Source organism: Rathayibacter sp. AY1E8 (assembly GCF_002931415.1).
GTDB lineage: Bacteria > Actinomycetota > Actinomycetes > Actinomycetales > Microbacteriaceae > Rathayibacter.
This window is the reverse complement of sequence record NZ_PSVI01000033.1, coordinates 20,944-40,549: the sequence shown is the minus strand read 5'-3', so window position 1 is coordinate 40,549 and position 19,606 is coordinate 20,944. Positions and strand designations below refer to the sequence as shown.

Genomic DNA, 19,606 nt, shown 5'->3' with positions numbered 1-19,606 from the left:
GTTGGTGGTGATGTCGACGGTGGTGTACTCGATGCCCTTCTTCTCGAGCACCCGGTAGGTCATGGTGCACTGCACGCATGACGGTTTCGATTAGACGGTGAGCATCAGTCGTCCCACCGGTCGCCGCGGTGCGGGTCGTGCTCGTCGTTGACCGGGGACCAGGCGTGCAGCTCGGCCCACTTCTCGGCGGCGTCGGTGTGTCCGGTCTGGGTAAGGATTCTCAATCAGATTTGTCAAGCCAGCGGGGGTGGTCTGGCTCGTCTGTTCTTCCTTCTCTCCCAGCGTTTTTTTGCCTGGAAGGCACGTAGTGCCGAGCAGGGTCGGAGGCGGGAGCGCAACCCGGAGGGCGGCGGCGGAGAGGTTGTCGGCGCGATGTGAGGGAGCGCAGCGACCGCGTGCTGAGAACGTCGGAGGAGCCGGCCGCGCAGCGGCTTGCGTGGACGCCGGAGGCCTGTACGTTGCCGAAGGCTTCCAGGCAAAAACTGCGCGCAGCGCACAACACCGCGCCGACTGCAGGTCGGCGTCCATGTCGGTGCCCGCGTCCGAGATCGTCTGCGCACCAGGGGCGTGCTGCTCCATCGGGCCGCACGTGCTGCCTTTGTATGCAGTGCGTACCGCTGAGAAGCCGCATATCTCCGCGGAGTAGGCCGGTTCCGCCGCGCCACGGGTGCGAGCATGACCGTAGGAGGCCTGGATGCGTGACGCGGTGATGGTCGTCGAAGACGACGTCGAGATGGGCGAGCTCATCAAGCGGGGCCTCACCGGCGACGGCTACGACGTCGACCTGTTCTCGAACGGGGTCGACGCGCTCAATTCGGCGCGCGAAGCGGACTACTCCGCGGCGATCCTCGACGTGATGCTCCCGGGGATGAGTGGCTTCGAGATCTGCCGGCACCTGCGCGCGAGCGGTGCCACGCTCCCGGTGATCATGCTCACCGCCCGCGACGCCCTGCAGGACCGCGTGTTCGGCCTCGACGCGGGCGCCGACGACTACCTCGCGAAACCGTTCCACTTCGAGGAGCTCGCCGCCCGCCTCCGAGCGATGATCCGCAGAGAGCACCTCACGAACCGGGCACCGGTCGTGCTGGGAAATCTGCGCGTCGACCCCTACGCGCACGCCGCGACGGTCGACGGCGCCGTCCTGCCTCTGAGCCCCAAGGAGTTCGGCGTCCTCCGCGCGCTCGCGGCGCGCGCCGGGGACTTCGTGCCGCGGGAGGAGATCCTGCTCGAGGTGTGGGGGTCGGCGGAGTTCGTGGACCACAACATCGCGGAGCAGTACATCAGCTACCTCCGCCGCAAGCTGGCCGCGGGCGGGGCGTCGGTCGAGATCCTCACCCGACGGGGTGCGGGCTATCGCCTCGGGGTGACGCCGTGAGCTGGCGGTCCCTGTCGATCCGGGTGCGGATCACGGTGTCGAGCCTGCTGGTCGCGATGCTGTTCTTCGGGATCGTCGCGGTCGTCGTGCGCGAGCAGCTCGATCACATCCTCGATGCCTCCACGATCGAGCTGGTCCGCTCGGGAGCGTCGCAGGCGCTGATCGAGGAGAGCCGCGACACCGCCGAGGCCGTCGTCGGCGGCGTCAGCACGACGCTCCTGATCGCCCTCGCGATCCTGTTCGTCGCGTTCGCTGTGACGTCCTGGGTCCTGGTCGGCCTCGCGCTGCGCCCCGTCGGCAGGATGCGCGCGATCGCCGACCGGCTGCGCCAGGGACGCTCCACCGAGCTGCTCCCGGTCGGGCCCGCCCGCGACGAGCTCTCCGACCTCGCCTCGACCCTGAACGCGCTGATCGCGGACCTGCGGGAGTCGGCGGACCGGGAGCGGCGGCTCGTCGCCGACGCGAGCCACGAGCTGCGCACCCCGCTCGCCGCGCTGCGCACCCGGCTCGAGCTCGCTGAGCGGGTCCGCGACGATCCGGCGGCTCTCTACGCCGATGTCGTCGACGCGCGCCGCTCGATCGACCGCCTGCAGTCCCTGACGGACGGGCTGCTGATCCTGTCGAGGATCGACGCGGGCATCGCTACCGGCGACGCCTCCTCGGCGGCTCTGCGGGAGGAGGTAGCCGACAGCGTCGACCGCGCCCGGATGCTCGCCCGCGAGCGGGACCTCGCGATCGACTTCGTCGCCCCCGCCTCGATCGTCGCCGCCCGGTACCCGATCTCCCCGACCGATTTCGGCCGGATCCTGGACAACCTGCTCGCGAACGCCGTCACTGCGACGCCCGACGGCGGCAGCGTCAGCGCGACCCTCGTCGAGCGCGCCGAAGAGATCGTCCTCTCCGTCGACGACGACGGCCCGGGCGTTCCTGACGCGTTCCTCGCGGTCGCGACCGACCGTTTCACCCGCCCGGATGCCGCCCGCTCCCGCGACGGCGGCGCCGGCCTCGGGCTCGCGATCGTCGCCGGTCTCAGCCGCGCCGCCGGCGGCGAGCTCCGACTCCGCAACCTCGCCCCCCACGGCCTCGGTGTCGACGTCCGCATCCCCGCGACGCAGCCCCACCCGACCTCTCGCAAGGAGAACCGATGATCGACCCCCAATCCCTCCTCGACGGCGCCGGCCCCTGGGCGATCGCCCTGGTCTGCCTGATCGCCTTCGTCGAGACGGGCCTGCTGATCGGGTTCTTCCTCCCCGGTGACACCCTCCTCTTCTTCACCGGTGTCTTCGTCGCGACCGGCGTGATCTCCCTGCCGGTGCCGCTGGTGATCCTGATGGTCGCCGCCGCCGCGTTCCTCGGCGACCAGCTCGGGTTCGTCATCGGCCGCGCGAGCGGGCCGCGGATCTTCGAGCGCAAGGACAGCGGGCTCTTCAGCCGCTCGAGCGTCGCCCGCACCCAGTCGTTCTTCGACCGGTTCGGCGGCTGGGCGGTCACCATCGCCCGCTTCGTGCCGGTCGTGCGCACCTTCGCCCCCGTCGCCGCCGGCGTCGGGAAGATGCACTACGGCCACTTCGTCGGCTTCAACGCCCTCGGCGCCGCCGTCTGGTCCACCGGCGTGATCCTCCTCGGCTTCTTCCTCGGGCAGATCCCCGGCGTCGCGGACTTCGTGGGGAAGTACATCGACATCGTCCTCGTCGGCATCGTCGTTCTCAGCCTCGCCGGCATCGCCCTCACCTACTGGCGGCAGAAGAACCGCGCCGGACGCGACGCCTGAGCCCAGCGCTCAGGGGGTCGCCGTGACGGCCGCGCGCGGTCGGCGGAGCGCGATCACCGCGACCAGCAGCAGGAACACCGCGAGGGCCGCGAGCGTGACCGGGCCGGTGCCCAGGCCCAGGCCCTTCCGGTCGACCGGATCCGCGAGCCAGTCGCAGACCGAGGCGCCGAGCGGTCGCGTGACGACGTAGGCGGCCCAGAACGCGAGGACCGCGTTCCGCCCCGTGAACCGGTGCGCGAGCGCCGGCACCGCGATGACCGCCGCGAACAGGACCGCGGACGGCAGGTAGCCGAACCCGAGCGTCGACGCGGTCAGATCGCCCGCGGCCGTGCCGAGCGCGAAGGTCCCGGAGACGGCGAGCCAGTAGAACGCGGCCCGGCGCGGCGTCGTGATCGAGTGGATCGACAGCGTCCGCTCCACCCGCCACCACACGACGAAGACCGCCGCGAGAGCCAGCGCGAACCCGAGAGTGGAGACGAGATACGGGACCCCGGCGACCACGTGCAGCACGTCGGCGGCCATCGTGCCGAAGACACTCACCATCAGCACGGCCAGCCAGTACACCCACGGGATGTACCGGCGGACCGCGAACTGCAGCCCGAGGGCCGCGAGGAACGCGAGCCCGGTCGCGCCGACCACGATCACCGGGTCGAACGCGGTCGCGAGGAAGTCCGACGCCGTCTCGCCCATCCCCGTCGTCAGCACCTTGAGGATCCAGAACAGCGCCGTCGCCTCGGGCACCGTCGAGGCGGCGTACCGGCCGGCGACGAGATGTGAGCGGATCCGAGGGAGCGGAGGGCGGCGCTGATCGGTGAGGTGCATCATGCCGCCATGCTCGGGCAGCCTGCGGTACCCGGGGCTGGGGGCTTCGCCGGGTCCGTTGAACAAGCGCACAGCGACCCGCTCACCGGCAGCGCTGCCCGCTGCCTTCCGCCGTCATCTGGTCGGACGGTGCCCGGAGAAGCGCCGCCAACGGAACGACGGTGATGCAGCACGTTCGGTGTGCAGCCTGACCGCGAGCGGCGCCCAGACGATCAACGCCACCCCGGCGCCCAGGAGCAGCCCGCCGACGGTGTCGGAGATCCAGTGCGCACCGAGGTAGGTGCGGCTGAGCATCATCGCCACCGTGTAAAGGGCTCCGGCGATGCGGACCCACCACAGCGGGAAGACGATCGCGAGGACCATCGCGGTCGTGGCGGCGTTCGCGCTGTGGCCGGAGGGGAACGAGCCGAAGTCGGCGTTCACGAGGATCTCCAGCGGCCGCGGACGACCGACAGCGTTCTTGAGGATCTGCACCAGCAGCCCGCTCAGCGGCGCGGCGATCGCGAAGTACGTCGCCGCCCACCGACCCCGCCAGACCAGCAGCCCCACGAACACGACGAGCGGAATCACGATCGTGCCGACGATCCCGCCGCCGAGGCTGTTCATCACCAGCGACGGCACCAACCAGAACGTCGACCGGTGCTCGATGATCTCGTTCATCCAGGCGGTGTCGAACCCGAACGGCTTGTCGTGCTCCCGGTAGAAGATCAGCGCGGCCAGAAGTCCCGTGAGCAGCACCGCGAGGCCCGCCGAGATCAGCGGCCAGCGTCGCGCCGCCCGATAGGCGATCGCACCATCGGCCAGGGGTCCGCTGTTCGGCATCAGTTCCGTCCTCCTCGCTCGGCGCGCAGCACGCCGGAGGAGTCCACGCTACGAATGCGCGGGCTCCGGGTGCGGAGGATTCCCCCGCATCCGTTGTGAAAGCACAGAACCTGAGCCCATCGGCTCGGTACCGACCTGGTCGAACCGCGGAGCTTCGGGTCGTTGTGAGCAAACACAACGCAGCACGGCGCATCCCGAGCCGCCGCCCACGTCCCGGCTGGGACTCTGCGGGCATGGACATCTCAACGACGGCAGCACCGTCCCGCAGCCGGCGGCTGCTCAGCAAGGTCCCCGAGGTCACGATCTGGTTCTGGATAATCAAGATCCTCTGCACCACGGTCGGTGAGAGCTTCGCCGACTGGATCAACATGGTCCTCGGCGTCGGCCTCATCGCGACGGCTGTGATCTTCATCATCGTCACCGCGGTCGTGCTCGCCGTGCAGATGCGGCTGCGACGCTACGTGCCCGCCGCGTACTGGCTGACTGTCGTGGTGATGAGCGTCACCGGCACCCTGCTCACCGACATCCTCACCGACCAGCTCGGAGTGCCTCTCTGGGCCAGCTCCCTCGTCTTCTCGCTGCTGCTCGTGATCGTGTTCGGCGTCTGGTATTCGAAGGAGCGCACCCTCTCGATCCACAGCATCGACACCACCCCGCGGGAGGCGTTCTATTGGGTCACCGTCCTGGTCACCTTCGCGCTCGGCACCGCCCTCGGCGACTGGACTCTCGAGCTCACCGGCTGGGGCCCTGGCGTCTCGATCCTCCTGCCCCTCACGCTGCTCGCGATCGTCACCGGCCTCTGGCGCTACGGCGCGAACCCGGTCCTCGCGTTCTGGATCGCCTACATCCTCACCCGCCCCCTCGGCGCCAATATCGGCGACTGGCTCGGCCTGTCCCCCGACGAGCAGGGCCTCGGGCTCGGCACCTTCTTCACCAGCATCATCTTCCTGCTCGCGATCCTCGCCACCGTCGTCTACCTCTCCCTCAGCAAGGCCGATGTCGACAAGGGCGCATCCGAGCACTACACCACGCCAGTCGCCCGCGAACGCCGTTCACTCGTCGCCTTCGCGGTCCTCGCCGTCGCCGTCGTCGGGCTGCTCGCCTTCACCAACAGCCAGCCGCACACCAGTCCGGCACCGGAAGGCGCAGCCCCGGCCTGCGATGCGTCGGGAACGCTGTCCGCAGCTGACGCGAAGGCATCCGTTCAGACCGACTTCCCCTCCGCCGACGTGCAGAACTTCCAGACGATCACCGCCGACACCCTCGCCCTCGTCACCAGCGGCGATCAGGCCGGCGCGAAAGCCCGCGCCACCGACCTTGAGACCGCCTGGGACGACGCGGAGCCCGCACTGAGCGCCGCGAACTGCCAGACGTGGACCTACGTCGACCAGCAGATCGACCCCGTTCTCTCCTCCGTCCGCGCCGGCAGCCCCGACCCGGTTGTCGAGAAGACGAGCATCCAGGACCTGCTGACCACTCTCGCCGAACGCTGACATGAGGCGTCAAGGTCTTCTTTTGCGACCCGAATCTGGCCTCCTCCGACCAATTGATCACTGCCGCCCTGCCCTGCCGCCGCCGCATCGGCATCAGCGCGACTCAACACATCGATCGGAACCGGTCGGTGACAAATCGGTCCGCTACTGAACCCATGCTCGAGCTCGTAGACGCACTCCGAGCACACGGGGCTGCCGACCAGGCCGGCGTCCGCGAGGTGCTCCACCCAGGGGTGCGAGCACTCACCACAGACCTCAGCGAGCAGAACCCGGAACCGGGCGCGGCGCGAACGGCGAGCGTCAGCTCGCCGGCGCCACTGCGAGAGGCCGACCATCACGTGAGCGTAGCGAGCGCGCCACCAAGCAATCGCGCGCTTCGCCTCATCCGCATCGCCTCTGGCGTCCCGTTTGGGGATTCCCATACGGACGGTAACTAAGGATCTATCCGGCGGTGATCAGCTCGCCGGGCGCACCGAGAGACGCGAGGTCGACATCGCCCTGTGACGTCAGGAGCTCTCCGCTGATCCCGTCGTAGACGGCGGTGAAGACGTCCACCCGATGGAGGTCGAAGCCATAGGGCACGTCTGTTCTCTCCGCGGGCGCGTGCACGGTCAGCGCCCAGACCGGCTCGTCCTGTGCGACCCAGTAGTGGTCCGCGAGAGCGGGGTCATAAGCGGCGAGCTCCTCGTACGTGGTTCCGACCGCGTAGATCGGGTACTGCTTCTTCTCCTCCGCACTGAGCGTCGAGAGCTGGACTCCGGTGCCGTTAGCCAGGTCGAGCGCCGGGTTCGTCAGCTGCTGGACGTCGATGATCGGCCCCTCAGAGGCGGCGGTGGCGATGGGGGTGCCCGGTGGGCCCTCCGTCGGGACGGTGGGTGTCAGGGACTCCGTCATCTCTGTTGGTTCGGCAGGCGTCTCGGTGGAGATGGGGGTCGTGCTGGCGGTGGCGTCGATGGTGACGGGGCCGGAGCGGATGCGCATCGTCGTGGAGGTCTGGGTGAGGCTGACGTCCTCGGCGCCCAGCACGTCCATGAGCCACTGCTCTCGTTCGTCGGCGGCGTCGAGGCAGCCGACGTACGTCGTCGCGGGGCCTCCGGTGACCACCCATACGGAGGTCTGCAGGCCGGCGGACTGGAGGTCGTAGGTGAGCGTGTTGCAGGGACCGTCGACGCTGAGCTGCGACCGGCCGTCGGTGCCGGTGATGCGAAGGCTGACGGGGTGATCGAGCAGCCATCCGCCTGATCCTTGATCGCCGATGACAGCGGTGGTCTCGTAGACGGGCTTGGTCGCGTCTTCGGCGCTGAGCAGTTCACCCGGCAGCTGCGCCGTCGACGGCGACCCGGGGCTGCTGGCGCTCGTCGCGCATCCACTGGCGAGGAGCGCCGCGGAGAGGCAGAGGGTACTGAGGGCGAGGGTTCTCGTGCGTCTGAAGGTCACTGGTCGACTCCGGTCCGGGTCGTGGGCGGGTTGGTGCAGTCGACTGTGGTGGTCAGTCCCGTGAAGATGTCGATTCGGCCGCCCTCCTGGCACACCTGGGTTCCTGCGAGGGAGAACAAGGCGGCGTCCGTTCCGTCTCCGTTGGTGCCCGCGAGCGCAGCGCACGCCGCGGCGAGCGACGCAGTGAAGTGTTCTGCGGGTGTCTGGATCTCGCCCGACAGGGCAACGCCCTGCCCGTCCGGTTCCCAGCAGGTGACGGGCGCTGCGACCGGAGTGCCGCGCTCGGTCGTCACCGCCGTGAGGACTGCCGCGCTGAGGACGGCGCCGGCGATGCCGGCGAGCGTCACCGCCGCGGCCTGGCGAAGACGTCGGCGGCGGCGGATGCGGTGCGCGAGGCGTGCGCTGATGCGCTCGAGCTGCTCATCGCTCAAGTCACGACTGTCCATGGTCCTCTGTCCGTTCCGTCAGGGCTCTCGTCACCGATGCCCGTGCCCGCGAGAGGCGATTGCGGACCGTCCCGCGGGACAGGCCGAGGGAACGCGCGGCATCGCTGTAGCTGAGGTCGTCCTCGATGCACGCCGTCCAGATCGCGCGGTCCGTCGCGCTCATCTGCTCGACCAGACGTCGCACGTCCAGCAGCCGGTCGCTCGCCTCCGCGTCGACGCCGCGAGAGGCGGTGTCGTCGGAAAGGGGCAGGTGGCGTCGGCGCTGCTCGCGGCGATTGGTCGAGAAGCTGAGGTTGCGTACCGTGACCAGCAGCCAGGGCAGCACCGACTCCCCCACGATGCGCACGCTCGAGCGGCGCTTCCAGAGCAGGAAGAAGCTCTCCTGCACGACGTCCTCCGCATGGCCGGCGTCCGTGAGGAAGCTTCCCGCGGCGCGGTAGACCGCGCGGCCGTGCATCCGGAAGAGAACGTCCAGCGCCGACGGGTCACCGCCGCGAAGACGATCCACCAGCGTCGCCTCAGCAGCACCGACCACCCGACATCACCCCCTCAGTAGTGAATGCCCTCAGAGCACGGTTTCGTCTCAGGCGTCATTAACGAACTTTGTCGGTTCGACAGTGCCTCTGTGACCTATCCCCTACCGGACGCCCGCCAGATCATCATCCGCGCGCGACGGTCGGCCTGGCATCGCGCCGCCGTGATCATCGCTCGGGAGTCGAGGGACGGCCTTAAGGCATGTGGGAGGCGATGGCCGCGAGGGCGAAGCCGACGAGTGCGGTCGGCAACGCCAGGATGCACCAGACGATTTCCCACCCGTGGTGAGCATGGGCCCCGCTTGTCGCGCGAATGACGGTGAGGACCCAGACGCTGATAGCGCTGGTGAGGGCGACGATGCCAGCCGCGAGGAGGAAGGCTTTCCCTGCTGCGGCCTCCTCGTCGGTGGGCATCGATCCCATGCCGATTCCTCTCTCGCTGATGGAGAGGTAGGTCAGCACGACGGGCGCGACGATCATCCCGAGGACGGCGATCGCGGCGATCACCGGACTCAGGGGTCCCTTCCGAGCGACGTCAACCACGCAGTGCACACTATCCGCGCGTCGCTAAGCCCCCGCCTGCGAGCGGGCCGCTCGTCGTCCGGCATGGAGACGCCCTGCCGGACGCCCGCTGGACCATCCCCATACGGGACGCGCACAAGGCGCTCGGGTTCGCGAGACTGAACTGATGTCGGGGTTGCTGGTCATCGATCTCGTGTCGCGCGTGATCAGAGCCCGCCGCGGCCGAGCCGCGACGCACGAGAGGTGACGCGCCCGACGTCGGGAACCAGCACGCCTCATGATCCACGGCGACGGAGGACAGGACATCAACCGGCCGATCTGCGGCGTCGGCTCAGTGCCCAGACGAGCGCGCCCGCGAGGAGCACCGCGCAGGTCAGCCCGGCGACGTGCAGGACGAGCGAGAGCGTCCCGTTCTCGGGGAGCAGGAAGCCGTAGGGCACCCACCCGTCGGTCGCTCCGCGGACGAGCACGACGACGACCCAGACGATCGGGTAGGGCAGGACCACCCACAGTCGGCGCCAGGAGAGCGGTCCGCGGTCGTTGACGACGATCCAGTCGAGGAGGACGAGGGCGGGGAGCGTCACGTGCAGGACGGCGCTGACCCAGGGCGGGGCCGTGCCGGTACCGGGGACGAGGGTGTTGTAGATCACGGCGACGACGATCGAGTAGGCCGTCGCCGCGCCGCGGACGTAGCTCAGCGACACCGGCGTCGGACGGCGGGCGAGCGCGACCGATCCGGCGACGATGAGCACCGCGCTCGCGAAGAGGCTGGTCTGGTTCGTGAAGTAGCCGAAGTAGTCGAACGGATTCGGGTCGCCGGCCACGATGCTCAGCGCGTAGGTGTGGAGGATCACCGCGACCGCGGCTGCACCGACGGCGATGCGCGCTACACCCACGAATGGGCGGGTCGGTGCCGGGGAACTCATCGGGTCAGCCTAGGAGCCGTCGGGCTTCCTGATGACCCGCAGCAGACACTCCTTTTCGGAACGGCGCTGAGTCGCTCAGGCCGAGAGGCGACCACCAGGAAAGTGGTGACGTCGCTCAGCCTGATCCGGTGGGGACGTTCTCGAAAGTGCGCAGCACGGTCGCGATCGCGGCATGCCTAGTGGTCATGACGGGATGCACGGCGCAGCCTGCACCACCGACTCCGCCACCGGCGACGAACACCGAAGACGGCTCCACCTCTCCACTGACCGGCGATCTAGGCGTGGCGACCTTCACCGGGAACGACGGGACCACCGGCGCCGTCCAGTTGAGCGCGGCGGACGGCCGACTGGCCCTGACATCCGACGAGCTCGTCATCCCCGCCGCGTCCTCCGGTCCCGACGATTCGGCATGACGGCCGACGACCTGTTCTACCTCAACCCGTTCCGGTTCCCCTCGGACGAGATCCTCCGCGTCGGTGAGGACCTGAATCTCACCGTTGCCGCCCGATGACCGCGAGCCACTCGGTCGCCCTCGACGGAGGAGCGTGATGGTCGCCGTATCGGCCGCGGCGCTCTTCCTGCCCCAGCTGCGAATGCTGCCGCGGCCCGTCATCGACCAGGAGCACCCGTGTTTCTAGCGTTCCTCGCTGGCGCCCCGGCCGTCATCGGAATCCTGTGGCTCGTCAACCTCTCAGGCGATGGGTCCCAAGAGAAGGTGCGGCGGGACACCTGCATCGGCGCTCTCGTCGTCAGCCTGCTGTTCATCGTCGGAGCCGTCGTCGACTGGTTCGTGCCGGTGGAGAAGAGCAACGATGCTCAGGGATCGTTCGGCGGTTCCGCCTTCGCCGTCGCTGCGCTGGTCGTCAGCGGCATCCTCGGCCTCCTCCTCACCTTCATCCTCTGGCTCACGATGCCAAGAGGGACAAGGTTGGAGCGCGACTGATGTCCGGCGCTGCTCGCACGACGATTTGATCGACAGGCGTTCACACCACTGACCCCGCGGAGACACTTCGACAAGGCGATGAGAATCGCGCCCTGCGTAGGCTGAGCGACAGTTCGACGGACGGAGCAGCGCACACCATGACATACACGAACGCGATCGGCCGGCTATCCGTCAAGGCCGCTGCGACCGGGCTCGTTCTGGCCCTGGCCGGGTGCACGGCACCCCTCGATGGAACCGCCGTCGCCAGCCCCTCGGCGACGTCCGCCGCTCCCAGCCTTCCTACGAACATCCCCACGGATGACTCTGATGCAACGGACGCTCCCGCCGCCCAGTCGCTTCTGGAGCAGCTGCCCATCCGCACGTCACTCGAGAGCGTGTCCAACGATGCGAGCGGCGATCTCCTGATCGAGGAGCGAGAGGACGGGACAGTGTGGCTGTCCTTCAGCGGGCTGAACCTGACCGGAGCAGTGGAACCGCGAGTCCTTCTCACGAGCGCTCCCCTCGAGGACAACGACGGCGAGTTGAGGTTCCCTGCGGACGTCGGAAGCGAGGTCGGCTCGCTGACAGCGGATGCTGATCAGGAATTGCAGATCATCGATCCCGACACGATCGGCAGCATCGAGAGCGTCCTCATCCTGGGTGTCGGTGATCCCGGCACCCGCCAGCTCGCAGCCGCTCGAGTGCCGCCCTCCAGCACGGAACAGTGACGCCGCTGCGCCGCGAACGGGCATCGCCCGGCATCGCTGCCAGCACCCGCGTCGCCCCAGGAGCATCACGAGCGCCCCGACTCGTCGTGGAACGCGCACGAGCTCTCATGGTGTTCTCCGCGTGAATCACCGGTCATCGATTCGTAAGGAACGCGATCCGCGCACTCCGGTTGCGATGCTCGCTGTGGCCGCCGTCGGCGTGCATCTAGTTCCCGGCTTCCTACTCGTCCACGCGTTCCACATCGGGCTCTTCGGAATCGACATCGGAGCAGGAGCCGCCTACCCGAGCAGTCACGACGTTCCCCGAGCCCGCTTTGAAGCAGACCTGGACCACGTTCTTCGCTGGCCGAGTGAACGCACGCGAAGCGTGGGCCGGCTCGTCGGCGCACTCCGGCAGCCTTTTCGAGAGGAACGCCTGACACGCTGAACGTCCGCACCCGGTAGACCATCCCCTACTGGGACGGCGACTCGCCGCGCGATGGCGTCCCGACGTCATCGCGGCCGACGCCGGAGTCGGGGACAGTCAGCGTGTCGGAAGCGAGTTCGATGGCTTGCTCGCGGGTGAGGTGCTGCGGGAAGTTCACATGAGCGAACCGGCCCGTGGGATCGTCCGAAGAGGACGGCATCGAGACACTGCTTCCCTGGAGGAACGTCACGATCGCGTCCTGGGTGGGGTCGGTGGTGACTCGGCCCAGCCTGTCGCGCAGTTCGAGGAGCACCTTCTGGCCTGGCACCGACACCTCGAGGACGACCTGTTTCGACCGACCGGTCTCGATCCTCCGTGCCGTGGTGAACGACGCGAAGGGCGTGACCCGCGAGCGCACGCGAACCGTCTCGGCTGACAGGTCGGCGTACGGTGCAGGTTGGCGAATCGCGTGCACGACGAGCGGCAGAACGTTCAACACGACGAGCGCACCGACGAGTACCGCCAAGCGAGCAGCAAGGTGAACGGCGTCCGGGTCCAGTGCGTCGAAGATGACGTTGCCGCCGATGATCGCAACGACAGTGACTCCGATGAGAACACGCTCCGTCGGCGCTCCTGCGCGACTGAACCAGTTCCATTGAGTGAGTCGCACCTCGTACGCCGAGCGTCCACCTCTGAACCCTGCCGCCATCGCTCACCCCTTCCGTTTCGTTCAGCCTGTCCTACGGCCTGCGGTACTGGCCACTGGACGCTCAACCCCGACCGACGATCCTCAATCGAGACGGCGTTCTCTTGCCATGAAGCTCGAAGGGCCTCGTGACTCGCACCGACGAGCAGGTGCGAGAAGGTCACTCCTGAGCACTGACGAGGAGCGGTGGAACCACACGGGGCTGATTCGAGTGTTCACCATCACCGCGTGCGCCTCTCTCGCCGCCGCCATCGCGTTCATGATCCTCGAGCTCACGACGGACCTCGACGCCGCGACGGGCGCGTTCATCTTCCTGACGCTGTTTGTCCTGAATGTCGGGCTGATTCTCGCCCGGCGACGACAGGAGGTTGCAACGGACACACCGGTCGTTCCCTTCTGAAGCGCACTGCTCCGTATGGGGATCCTTCAGCGGAACGATCAGGCGTTCGGTGCGGGTGCGAGTGTTGCGCTTCCGGAGACGACCATCCAGCGCCCGGCGATTCGTCGCCATGCGCGGACGTAGTGAAGCCGAGCCTCGATCCGTGTGCCGTGGTCGATCACAACGACGTCTACGACGGACGTGGTCTGGGCGCCGCCGGCAGAGGCCAGCGTGCTGCGACTGATTTCATCGATCGACTCGAACTTCGTTGTGCCCGACGAATGTGCTCCGAGATCTTCGTCCCGGCTGATGATCGAGCCTTCGGGTGTCGTGAAGATCAGCTCGGGTGCGAGCAGTCGACCAAGCGCATCGACGTCACTTGCGCGCATCGCGTCCAGCAATCGATCCTCGGCAGCATCGACGGTTTCGTGGAGCATGGACGGGAACGACATCCGGAAAGAGTATCTCTGCTCGTTGCGCGGCCTGCGTCCGTAGGGGGATCGGGTGCCGGGACCCTCTTCTCTCAGGCAGGCGTGTCGGAGCTCGATACTGATGTCATGGCATCACCGCTCGTCTCCGACGTCGCTCACTCCGGTCTCACCGTGGCCGACCTCGACGACGCGCTGGTGCTGTGGTGCTCCGGTCTCGGGTTCGTGCTCGAGCGCACCTTCACGCTCGACGTCGACGTCACGGCGGCGACCACCGGCGTCCGTGGAGCCGTGATCCGCGCAGCGACGGTGACCCTCGGCCCCCACCGGGTGGAGCTGCTGCAGTACGACCCGCCCCGACAGCTCGAGTCCGCCGGCTCGCCCGCACAGGTCGGCACGGTGCACATCGCGCTCACGGTCTCGGACCTCGATCGTGTCCTCGAGCTCTGCGCTGGACACGGCTGGAGACCGGTGGGGACACCTCACCGGATGACCGGTGGCGCCCGAGCCGGCACGCGCATCATCTACCTCGAAGGTGCCCTCGGTGGATTCCTCGAACTGATCGCGCCCCCGCAGCTCCCGTAGTCCGCGTCGGCCGATCGCGTCGAGGGCCCGATCTCTCAGCCCGCCAACCTCGCCATCCACTCCTCCACCGCGTCGGGCGTGCGCGGCATCGCCGCCGAGAGCAGGATCGACGACGTCTCCGTGACCACGAGGTCGTCCTCGATCCGGATGCCCAGCCCCCGCAGCTCGGCGGGGACCGTCAGGTCGCCCCGCTGGAAGTAGAGGCCCGGTTCCACGGTGAGCGTGTGGCCGGCCGCGAGCACTCCGCCGAGGTACGTCTCGTGCGGAGCGTGGTTGCAGTCGTGCACGTCCATCCCGAGCATGTGCCCGGCGCGGGAGATGCTCCACCGGCGGTGGTACGACGCGGACGGGGCCATGGCCTCGTCGACCGAGCAGCGGATCAGGCCGAGGTCGATCAGCCCCTCGGTGAGGGCTCTCCCGCACGCGTCCTGGTAGTCCTGGAAGCGCACTCCCGCGCGCAGGGAGTCGATGCCGGCCTGCTGCGCGCGCAGCACGATCGAGTACACGTCCCGCTGCAGCGGAGTGAACTCTCCGCTGACCGGGAAGGTGCGGGTGATGTCGGCGGCGTAGAGCGAGGGCAGCTCCACTCCCATGTCCATCAGGACGAGGTCGCCGTCGGCGAGGGGCCCGGTGTTCCGCGTGTAGTGCAGGGTCGTGGCGTGCGCTCCCGAGGCGACGACCGATCCGTAGGCCGGCCCCTGTCCCTCGACCAGGGCGCGGCGGGCGAAGGTGCCCTCGAGGTAGCGCTCGCCGCGGGGCATCGCGCGGGCGACCGGCCACGCCTCGAGGCAGTCGTCGAATCCCCGCGCCGTGCCGTCGACGGCGAGCTGCAGCCGTCCGATCTCCCAGTCGTTCTTGATCAGGCGCAGCTCGTCGAGCGTCGCCTTGAGCACGAGGTGCGGTCCGAGCTCCGGCCCGCAGATGCTCCGCACCAGCTCGTCGACGCTCTCGTCGAGGGTGGGCAGCACGCGGATGCGCCGGGCCCGCCGCGCGGCCCGCTCCACGTCGCGCGTGAAGTCGGCCAGCGGCCGGGTCTCGACGCCCAGCGCCGCCTGCGTCTCGGCGAGCGACGGCCGCGGCCCGACCCAGAGGTCGCCGAGGGCGTCGTTCTGCCAGAACTCGTCGCCGTCGCGGCCGGAGGGAGCCCGCAGGTACAGGATCGAGCCGGCCTCCCCTCCCGTCGTGTCGACGACGAGCACGCTCTCGGCGACTCCGTTGCCCGTCAGCCACACGTGGTCGGTACCCGGGCGGAAGCGGTGGTCGCTGTCGTTCGAGCGCACCCGCGGCAGGCCGGCGGGGATGATCAGCAGCTCGGCGGGCAGCGCCTGCGCCAGTCGCGACCGGCGCTCCGCGGTGTAGGCGAGCACCGGGTCGTCGGGGTCGATCACCGGCTCCGGATCGGCCCAGCCGGCGGTCATGAACGCGCCGTCCCCGGGGAGCGGGCTGCGGTTCACGGCCCTCGGCATGCTCCAGAGAGCGGACTCCTCGGCCCGGGCCTCCTCCACCGCGCTCACGCGCCCGTCCGCTCCAGCGCGTCGGGCAGCTCCTCGAGCCAGGCCGCCCGGTCGGAGTCGAGCGGGGCCAGCGGCAGCCGCCCCAGCCCGTCCGGCAGCGGGATCGCCGCGAGCAGCGCCCGCGTGTACGGGTGCAGCGGGCTCTGCCACACCGTCTCGGTGTCCCCCGACTCCACGACCCGGCCGCGGTACATCACGAGCACCCGGTCGGCGATGCGCCGGACCACCGAGAGGTCGTGCGAGATGAACAGCATGCCCGCGCCGGCCTCGACGCTGAGCGAGCGCATCAGCGCGGCGACGCTCGTCTGGGTCGAGGCGTCGAGGGCCGAGATCGGCTCGTCGGCCACGAGCATCCGCGGCCGCGCCGCGAGGGCCCGCGCGATGGCGATGCGCTGCTTCTGGCCGCCGGAGAACTCGTGCGGGAACCGGCTCGCCATCGCCGGGTCGAGCCCGACGCGGCGCAGCCAGTCGGCCGGATCCGAGCCCTCGGCGCCCCGGGCGAGCGCCGCCCGGACGCCGTCGCCGATCTGCTCGCCGATGCGGCGACGGGGGTTGAGCGAGGAGTTCGGGTCCTGGAAGACCATCTGCACGCCGGTCATCGCCGGACTGCGCCGACGGAGTCCGAGCGCGGGCACGTCGACGCCGTTCAGGCGAACATCGCCGCCGCGGCGCTTCTCGATGCCGACCACCGCGCGCGCGAGGCTCGACTTTCCGCAGCCGCTCTCGCCGACCAGCGCCACGACCTCGCCGGCCGCCACCCGGAAGCCGACCCCGTCGACGGCACGCAACGGCGGTCGCCGCCCGTACTCGACCACGATGCCATCGGCCTCGAGAACCACTCCCGCGCTCATCGCGCACCCCTCTCGACGTCGCCTGCCGTGGCCGCGCCCGGATCGTCCGCGGCGGCGGCCCTCTCGTGCCCCTCGACGAGCTCGGCGACCAGCTCCTCCGGGCTCTCCTCGAAGCTCGAGCCGGGCAGAGCCGCGAGCAGCGCCCGCGTGTACTCGTCCTCGGGTGCGGTGAACAGCCGCTCGCGCGGAGCCGACTCCACGACGAGCCCCCGGCGCATCACCGTCACCTCGTCGGCCACGGCGCTCATCACGCCGAGGTCGTGGGTGACGAGCAGGATGCTCAGCCCGCCGTCGTCGACCAGCTCCCGCAGCAGCTGCAGCACTCCGGCCTGCACGGTCACGTCGAGCGCGGTCGTCGGCTCGTCGGCCAGCAGCACGGAGGGCTCGCACGCGAGCGCCACCGCGATCACGATGCGCTGCCGCTGACCACCGGAGAACTGGTGGGGGTAGCGCCCGAGGGAGGCCCGGGCGTCCGGCACCCGCACCCGCTCGAGCAGGGCCTCGGCCCTGGACCGCGCGGCCTCCTTGCCGAGACCGAGGTGGTGGCGCAGGTGGTCGGTGAGCTGGCGGCCCACGGTGAGCTGCGGGTGCAGGCTCGTCGACGGGTCCTGGAAGACCATGGCGACCCGGCGTCCGCGCACCGCGCCGAGCACCTGCCGGGACGCGCCGACGAGCTCCGTCGTGCCGTCGCCGGTGTCGTCGGCGAGGCGGATGCTCCCGCTGGCCGTCATCGATCCGGGCAGCAGTCCGAGCACCGCCAGGGCGGTCATGGTCTTGCCCGAGCCGGACTCGCCGGCGAGACCGTGGATGCCGCCGCGGCGCAGCGCCAGATCGATGCCGTCCACGACGGCGTGGCTGCGGGTGCGGATGCGCAGCCCGCTGATGGTCAGTGCGTCGCTCACAGCGTGGCGCCTCCTCCGCGGATCGTCTGCGACCGCGGGTCCAGGGCGTCGCGCAGGGCGTCGCCGACGAAGTTGAACGCGATGACGACGGTGAGGATGGCCAGGCCCGGGAAGACCCCGATCCACCACGCATCGAAATTCTGGATGGCGTCCGACACCATCGAGCCCCACTCGGCGGTCGGCGGCTTCGCGCCGAGCCCGAGGAACGACAGGCCCGACAGCAGGAGGATGGCCGTGCCGATGTCGAGGCTCGCGAGGACGAGCACCGGGCCGACGATGTTGGGCGCGATGTCGCGGACGAGGGAGCGCAGCGGCGAGAAGCCGAGCAGCTGGCCGGACACGACGTAGTTCGACGAGCGGAGGCCGAGGACAAGACCGCGGGTCAGCCGGGCGTAGGACGGCCACGACACGATCAGCGCCGCGAGCACCGCGTTCAGGAGCGACGCTCCGAGCGCGGCCGCGATCACCATCGCCAGGATGACCGTGGGGAACGCCATCACGAGATCGGTGATGCGCATCGCGACCTCGTCGACCGCACGGCCGAAGAATCCGGCGACGGATCCGACGATCGCGCCGATCAGCACCGACATCACGACGAGCAGCAGGGCGAGCGGGATCGTGACCCGGGCCCCCCAGATCACCCGCGAGAACACGTCCCGGCCGAGCGCGTCGGTCCCCATCAGCGTGCCCTCGCCGGGCGCCTGGAGGAGGGGCAGGTCCTGCGCGAGCGGATCGTGCGGGGCGATGACGGGGGCGAGCACGGCGATGAGGATCCAGAGCACGCCGACGGCGGCGCCGAGGAGTCCGAGCGGCGCCGACCAGCGACCCAGGCGCAGGCGGGGGCGGCGCAGGCGGAGGCCGGGGGCGGCGACCGGGTCGAGCACTCCGGCACCGACGCCGTCGCGCGGACCGGCAGGAGCGCCGTCGCGCGGGTCGGACCGGGTGGTTCGCGGATCCGTCACGAGGCCAGCCTCACTCTCGGGTCGAGCACGCCGTACAGCAGGTCGACGATCAGGTTCACGAGCAGGTACATCACGCCGATGAGCAGGCCGACGCCCATGATGCCGCGCAGGTCGAGGTGCGACGCGGCCTGGTAGGCGTAGGAGCCGATCCCGGGCCAGCCGAAGACCGCCTCGACGAGCACGGTGCCGCTGAGCAGGCTGCCGAAGGCGAGGCCCACGACGGTGAGGATCGGGATGCTCGCCCCGCGCAGCACGTAGGAGAAGGTGACCGCGCGGTTCGGCAGCCCCTTCGCGCGGGCGGCCCGCACGTAGTCCTGGTCGAGGATCTCGAGCACCGCGGTGCGCACGAACCGGGTCAGCAGGCCCACCGTGTAGAGCGTCAGGACGAGGACGGGGAGGAAGAGGTGCGACGCCGCGTCGAGGAAGGTGTCGAGCTGGCCGGCGAGCAGGGCGTCGACCGTGTAGAGGCCCGTCACCGTCGGCGGCGTGGTGAAGTCGCTGCTCAGCCGGCCGGATCCCGGCGCGATCCGGAGCTGGAAGTAGAGGACGTAGTAGAGGACCAGCGCGAGCCAGAAGGTCGGCACGCTGAGGCCGGCCAGCGACACGACGCGCAGAACGTGGTCGGAGGCCCTGCCGCGCCGGTAGGCGGCGACGGTGCCGAACAGCACGCCGACGATCACGCTGAGCACGATGGCGCCGAAGGCGATCTCGAGGGTGGCCGGCAGCGCCTTCGCCAGGTCGGCGACCACCGGGTTGTGCGTGGTGGTGGAGACGCCGAGGTCGCCGTGCAGCAGGTTGCCGAGGTAGGTGAAGTACTGCACGACGAGGGGCTGGTCGAGACCGTACTGGGCGCGGAACTGCGCGACGATCTCCGGATCCTCCGCAGCGCGCTGGCCGAGGGCGGCCGCCACGGGGTCGCCCGGCACGAGGTTGGTCAGGATGAAGGTGACGAGGGTCACGCCCACCACCAGCAGCAGCGAGGTGAGCACGCGGCGCAGCGCGTAGCGGAGGAACGGGTGGGCCGCCCGGCCCCCGCGCTGACGCGGGGTCCGGACGGCCGTCGTGGTGGTGGACAC

The 19,606-nt window shown here is 69.7% G+C and carries 23 protein-coding genes and 1 pseudogene; 9 read left to right on the top strand and 15 right to left on the bottom strand.

Going from position 1 to position 19,606, the window contains the following annotated elements:
• Positions 1–78: pseudogene (locus tag C5C74_RS11090) on the bottom strand (glutaredoxin domain-containing protein); the annotation flags it as partial.
• A 616-nt stretch (positions 79–694) separates the two neighbouring features.
• Here C5C74_RS11090 and C5C74_RS11085 point away from each other — a divergent pair.
• From C5C74_RS11085 to C5C74_RS11075, 3 genes are read left to right on the top strand one after another with little or no spacing between them, the layout of a single operon-like run.
• Entirely contained in the window at positions 695–1,375 is a 681-nt protein-coding gene (locus tag C5C74_RS11085) for a response regulator transcription factor (protein ID WP_104351548.1), read from the top strand.
• Entirely contained in the window at positions 1,372–2,523 is a 1,152-nt protein-coding gene (locus C5C74_RS11080; protein ID WP_258059421.1) for a HAMP domain-containing sensor histidine kinase, read from the top strand. The genes C5C74_RS11085 and C5C74_RS11080 overlap by 4 nt, the downstream gene beginning before the upstream one ends.
• Positions 2,520–3,146: a DedA family protein gene (locus C5C74_RS11075; protein WP_104226507.1), complete on the top strand. Its 627-nt coding sequence runs from the start codon at positions 2,520–2,522 to the stop codon at positions 3,144–3,146. The genes C5C74_RS11080 and C5C74_RS11075 overlap by 4 nt, the downstream gene beginning before the upstream one ends.
• 9 nt (positions 3,147–3,155) lie before the next feature.
• Here C5C74_RS11075 and C5C74_RS11070 read toward each other — a convergent pair whose 3' ends face one another.
• Positions 3,156–3,971, bottom strand: a complete 816-nt coding sequence (locus tag C5C74_RS11070) for a hypothetical protein (RefSeq protein WP_104226508.1) — start codon at positions 3,969–3,971, stop codon at positions 3,156–3,158.
• Between the two features lie 111 nt (positions 3,972–4,082).
• Complete coding sequence (locus C5C74_RS11065; RefSeq protein ID WP_181127762.1) at positions 4,083–4,790, bottom strand: phosphatase PAP2 family protein; 708 nt, start codon at positions 4,788–4,790, stop codon at positions 4,083–4,085.
• 233 nt (positions 4,791–5,023) lie between these two features.
• Here C5C74_RS11065 and C5C74_RS11060 point away from each other — a divergent pair, with 233 nt between their 5' ends.
• The gene (locus C5C74_RS11060; RefSeq protein WP_104351547.1) at positions 5,024–6,283 is read left to right on the top strand and encodes a hypothetical protein; all 1,260 of its coding nucleotides are present in this window, start codon (positions 5,024–5,026) and stop codon (positions 6,281–6,283) included.
• 441 nt (positions 6,284–6,724) lie between these two features.
• Here C5C74_RS11060 and C5C74_RS11055 read toward each other — a convergent pair whose 3' ends face one another.
• From C5C74_RS11055 to C5C74_RS11035, 5 genes are all read right to left on the bottom strand, one after another.
• A complete protein-coding gene (locus C5C74_RS11055) occupies positions 6,725–7,720 on the bottom strand; it encodes a hypothetical protein (RefSeq protein WP_104226510.1) in 996 nt (331 codons plus the stop codon).
• The gene (locus C5C74_RS11050) at positions 7,717–8,151 is read right to left on the bottom strand and encodes a hypothetical protein (RefSeq protein ID WP_146083062.1); all 435 of its coding nucleotides are present in this window, start codon (positions 8,149–8,151) and stop codon (positions 7,717–7,719) included. Before C5C74_RS11050 ends, C5C74_RS11055 begins: the two co-directional genes overlap by 4 nt.
• A 1-nt stretch (position 8,152) precedes the next feature.
• Positions 8,153–8,674 carry an RNA polymerase sigma factor gene (locus C5C74_RS11045; RefSeq protein ID WP_146083061.1) on the bottom strand — a complete coding sequence of 174 codons (522 nt, stop codon included), beginning with the start codon at positions 8,672–8,674 and terminating at the stop codon, positions 8,153–8,155.
• Positions 8,675–8,894: 220 nt separating this feature from the next.
• Entirely contained in the window at positions 8,895–9,206 is a 312-nt protein-coding gene (locus tag C5C74_RS11040) for a hypothetical protein (RefSeq protein ID WP_104282726.1), read from the bottom strand.
• Between the two features lie 320 nt (positions 9,207–9,526).
• A complete protein-coding gene (locus tag C5C74_RS11035) occupies positions 9,527–10,147 on the bottom strand; it encodes a Pr6Pr family membrane protein (RefSeq protein WP_104351544.1) in 621 nt (206 codons plus the stop codon).
• A 128-nt stretch (positions 10,148–10,275) separates the two neighbouring features.
• On the opposite strand from C5C74_RS11035, the gene C5C74_RS17455 reads away from it, so the two are divergent.
• The 3 genes from C5C74_RS17455 to C5C74_RS11020 all read left to right on the top strand — a co-directional run bounded on the left by C5C74_RS17455 (position 10,276) and on the right by C5C74_RS11020 (position 11,797).
• Positions 10,276–10,560 (top strand): hypothetical protein, encoded by a 285-nt coding sequence (locus C5C74_RS17455; RefSeq protein ID WP_181134692.1) that lies wholly within the window; start codon positions 10,276–10,278, stop codon positions 10,558–10,560.
• 215 nt (positions 10,561–10,775) lie between these two features.
• Complete coding sequence (locus C5C74_RS11025; protein ID WP_104351543.1) at positions 10,776–11,090, top strand: hypothetical protein; 315 nt, start codon at positions 10,776–10,778, stop codon at positions 11,088–11,090.
• 137 nt (positions 11,091–11,227) lie between these two features.
• Positions 11,228–11,797 (top strand): hypothetical protein, encoded by a 570-nt coding sequence (locus tag C5C74_RS11020; RefSeq protein ID WP_104351542.1) that lies wholly within the window; start codon positions 11,228–11,230, stop codon positions 11,795–11,797.
• A gap of 452 nt (positions 11,798–12,249) precedes the next feature.
• On the opposite strand, the gene C5C74_RS11015 is transcribed toward C5C74_RS11020, so the two are convergent.
• On the bottom strand, positions 12,250–12,912 hold the full coding sequence (locus C5C74_RS11015) for a hypothetical protein (RefSeq protein ID WP_104351541.1): 663 nt from the start codon (positions 12,910–12,912) through the stop codon (positions 12,250–12,252).
• Between the two features lie 208 nt (positions 12,913–13,120).
• Here C5C74_RS11015 and C5C74_RS11010 point away from each other — a divergent pair, with 208 nt between their 5' ends.
• Positions 13,121–13,309 carry a hypothetical protein gene (locus C5C74_RS11010; protein ID WP_104351540.1) on the top strand — a complete coding sequence of 63 codons (189 nt, stop codon included), beginning with the start codon at positions 13,121–13,123 and terminating at the stop codon, positions 13,307–13,309.
• Positions 13,310–13,347: 38 nt separating this feature from the next.
• Here C5C74_RS11010 and C5C74_RS11005 read toward each other — a convergent pair whose 3' ends face one another.
• Positions 13,348–13,740 carry a nuclear transport factor 2 family protein gene (locus C5C74_RS11005; protein ID WP_104233967.1) on the bottom strand — a complete coding sequence of 131 codons (393 nt, stop codon included), beginning with the start codon at positions 13,738–13,740 and terminating at the stop codon, positions 13,348–13,350.
• Positions 13,741–13,845: 105 nt separating this feature from the next.
• Between C5C74_RS11005 and C5C74_RS11000 the strand changes: the two genes are divergently transcribed.
• Positions 13,846–14,301 carry a VOC family protein gene (locus C5C74_RS11000; RefSeq protein WP_104351539.1) on the top strand — a complete coding sequence of 152 codons (456 nt, stop codon included), beginning with the start codon at positions 13,846–13,848 and terminating at the stop codon, positions 14,299–14,301.
• Between the two features lie 35 nt (positions 14,302–14,336).
• Here the strand turns inward: C5C74_RS11000 and C5C74_RS10995 are convergent, their stop codons facing one another.
• The 5 genes from C5C74_RS10995 to C5C74_RS10975 are packed head-to-tail and all read right to left on the bottom strand — an operon-like array spanning position 14,337 to position 19,606.
• Positions 14,337–15,815 carry an aminopeptidase P family protein gene (locus C5C74_RS10995; RefSeq protein WP_219813467.1) on the bottom strand — a complete coding sequence of 493 codons (1,479 nt, stop codon included), beginning with the start codon at positions 15,813–15,815 and terminating at the stop codon, positions 14,337–14,339.
• Complete coding sequence (locus tag C5C74_RS10990; RefSeq protein ID WP_104351538.1) at positions 15,812–16,666, bottom strand: ATP-binding cassette domain-containing protein; 855 nt, start codon at positions 16,664–16,666, stop codon at positions 15,812–15,814. Before C5C74_RS10990 ends, C5C74_RS10995 begins: the two co-directional genes overlap by 4 nt.
• Complete coding sequence (locus C5C74_RS10985; RefSeq protein WP_104351537.1) at positions 16,663–17,568, bottom strand: ABC transporter ATP-binding protein; 906 nt, start codon at positions 17,566–17,568, stop codon at positions 16,663–16,665. Before C5C74_RS10985 ends, C5C74_RS10990 begins: the two co-directional genes overlap by 4 nt.
• Complete coding sequence (locus C5C74_RS10980) at positions 17,565–18,530, bottom strand: ABC transporter permease (protein ID WP_244230527.1); 966 nt, start codon at positions 18,528–18,530, stop codon at positions 17,565–17,567. Before C5C74_RS10980 ends, C5C74_RS10985 begins: the two co-directional genes overlap by 4 nt.
• Entirely contained in the window at positions 18,527–19,606 is a 1,080-nt protein-coding gene (locus C5C74_RS10975) for an ABC transporter permease (RefSeq protein WP_104226525.1), read from the bottom strand. The genes C5C74_RS10980 and C5C74_RS10975 overlap by 4 nt, the downstream gene beginning before the upstream one ends.

Excerpts from the sequence above, each read along its gene's own strand:
- C5C74_RS11085 (WP_104351548.1), top strand. The coding sequence starts at position 695 with ATGCGTGACGCGGTGATGGTCGTCGAAGACGACGTCGAGATGGGCGAG.
- C5C74_RS11075 (WP_104226507.1), top strand. The coding sequence starts at position 2,520 with ATGATCGACCCCCAATCCCTCCTCGACGGCGCCGGCCCCTGGGCGATC.
- C5C74_RS11070 (WP_104226508.1), bottom strand. The coding sequence starts at position 3,971 with ATGATGCACCTCACCGATCAGCGCCGCCCTCCGCTCCCTCGGATCCGC.
- C5C74_RS11065 (WP_181127762.1), bottom strand. The coding sequence starts at position 4,790 with ATGCCGAACAGCGGACCCCTGGCCGATGGTGCGATCGCCTATCGGGCG.
- C5C74_RS11060 (WP_104351547.1), top strand. The coding sequence starts at position 5,024 with ATGGACATCTCAACGACGGCAGCACCGTCCCGCAGCCGGCGGCTGCTC.
- C5C74_RS11035 (WP_104351544.1), bottom strand. The coding sequence starts at position 10,147 with ATGAGTTCCCCGGCACCGACCCGCCCATTCGTGGGTGTAGCGCGCATC.
- C5C74_RS11020 (WP_104351542.1), top strand. The coding sequence starts at position 11,228 with ATGACATACACGAACGCGATCGGCCGGCTATCCGTCAAGGCCGCTGCG.
- C5C74_RS11015 (WP_104351541.1), bottom strand. The coding sequence starts at position 12,912 with ATGGCGGCAGGGTTCAGAGGTGGACGCTCGGCGTACGAGGTGCGACTC.
- C5C74_RS11005 (WP_104233967.1), bottom strand. The coding sequence starts at position 13,740 with ATGTCGTTCCCGTCCATGCTCCACGAAACCGTCGATGCTGCCGAGGAT.
- C5C74_RS11000 (WP_104351539.1), top strand. The coding sequence starts at position 13,846 with ATGGCATCACCGCTCGTCTCCGACGTCGCTCACTCCGGTCTCACCGTG.
- C5C74_RS10990 (WP_104351538.1), bottom strand. The coding sequence starts at position 16,666 with ATGAGCGCGGGAGTGGTTCTCGAGGCCGATGGCATCGTGGTCGAGTAC.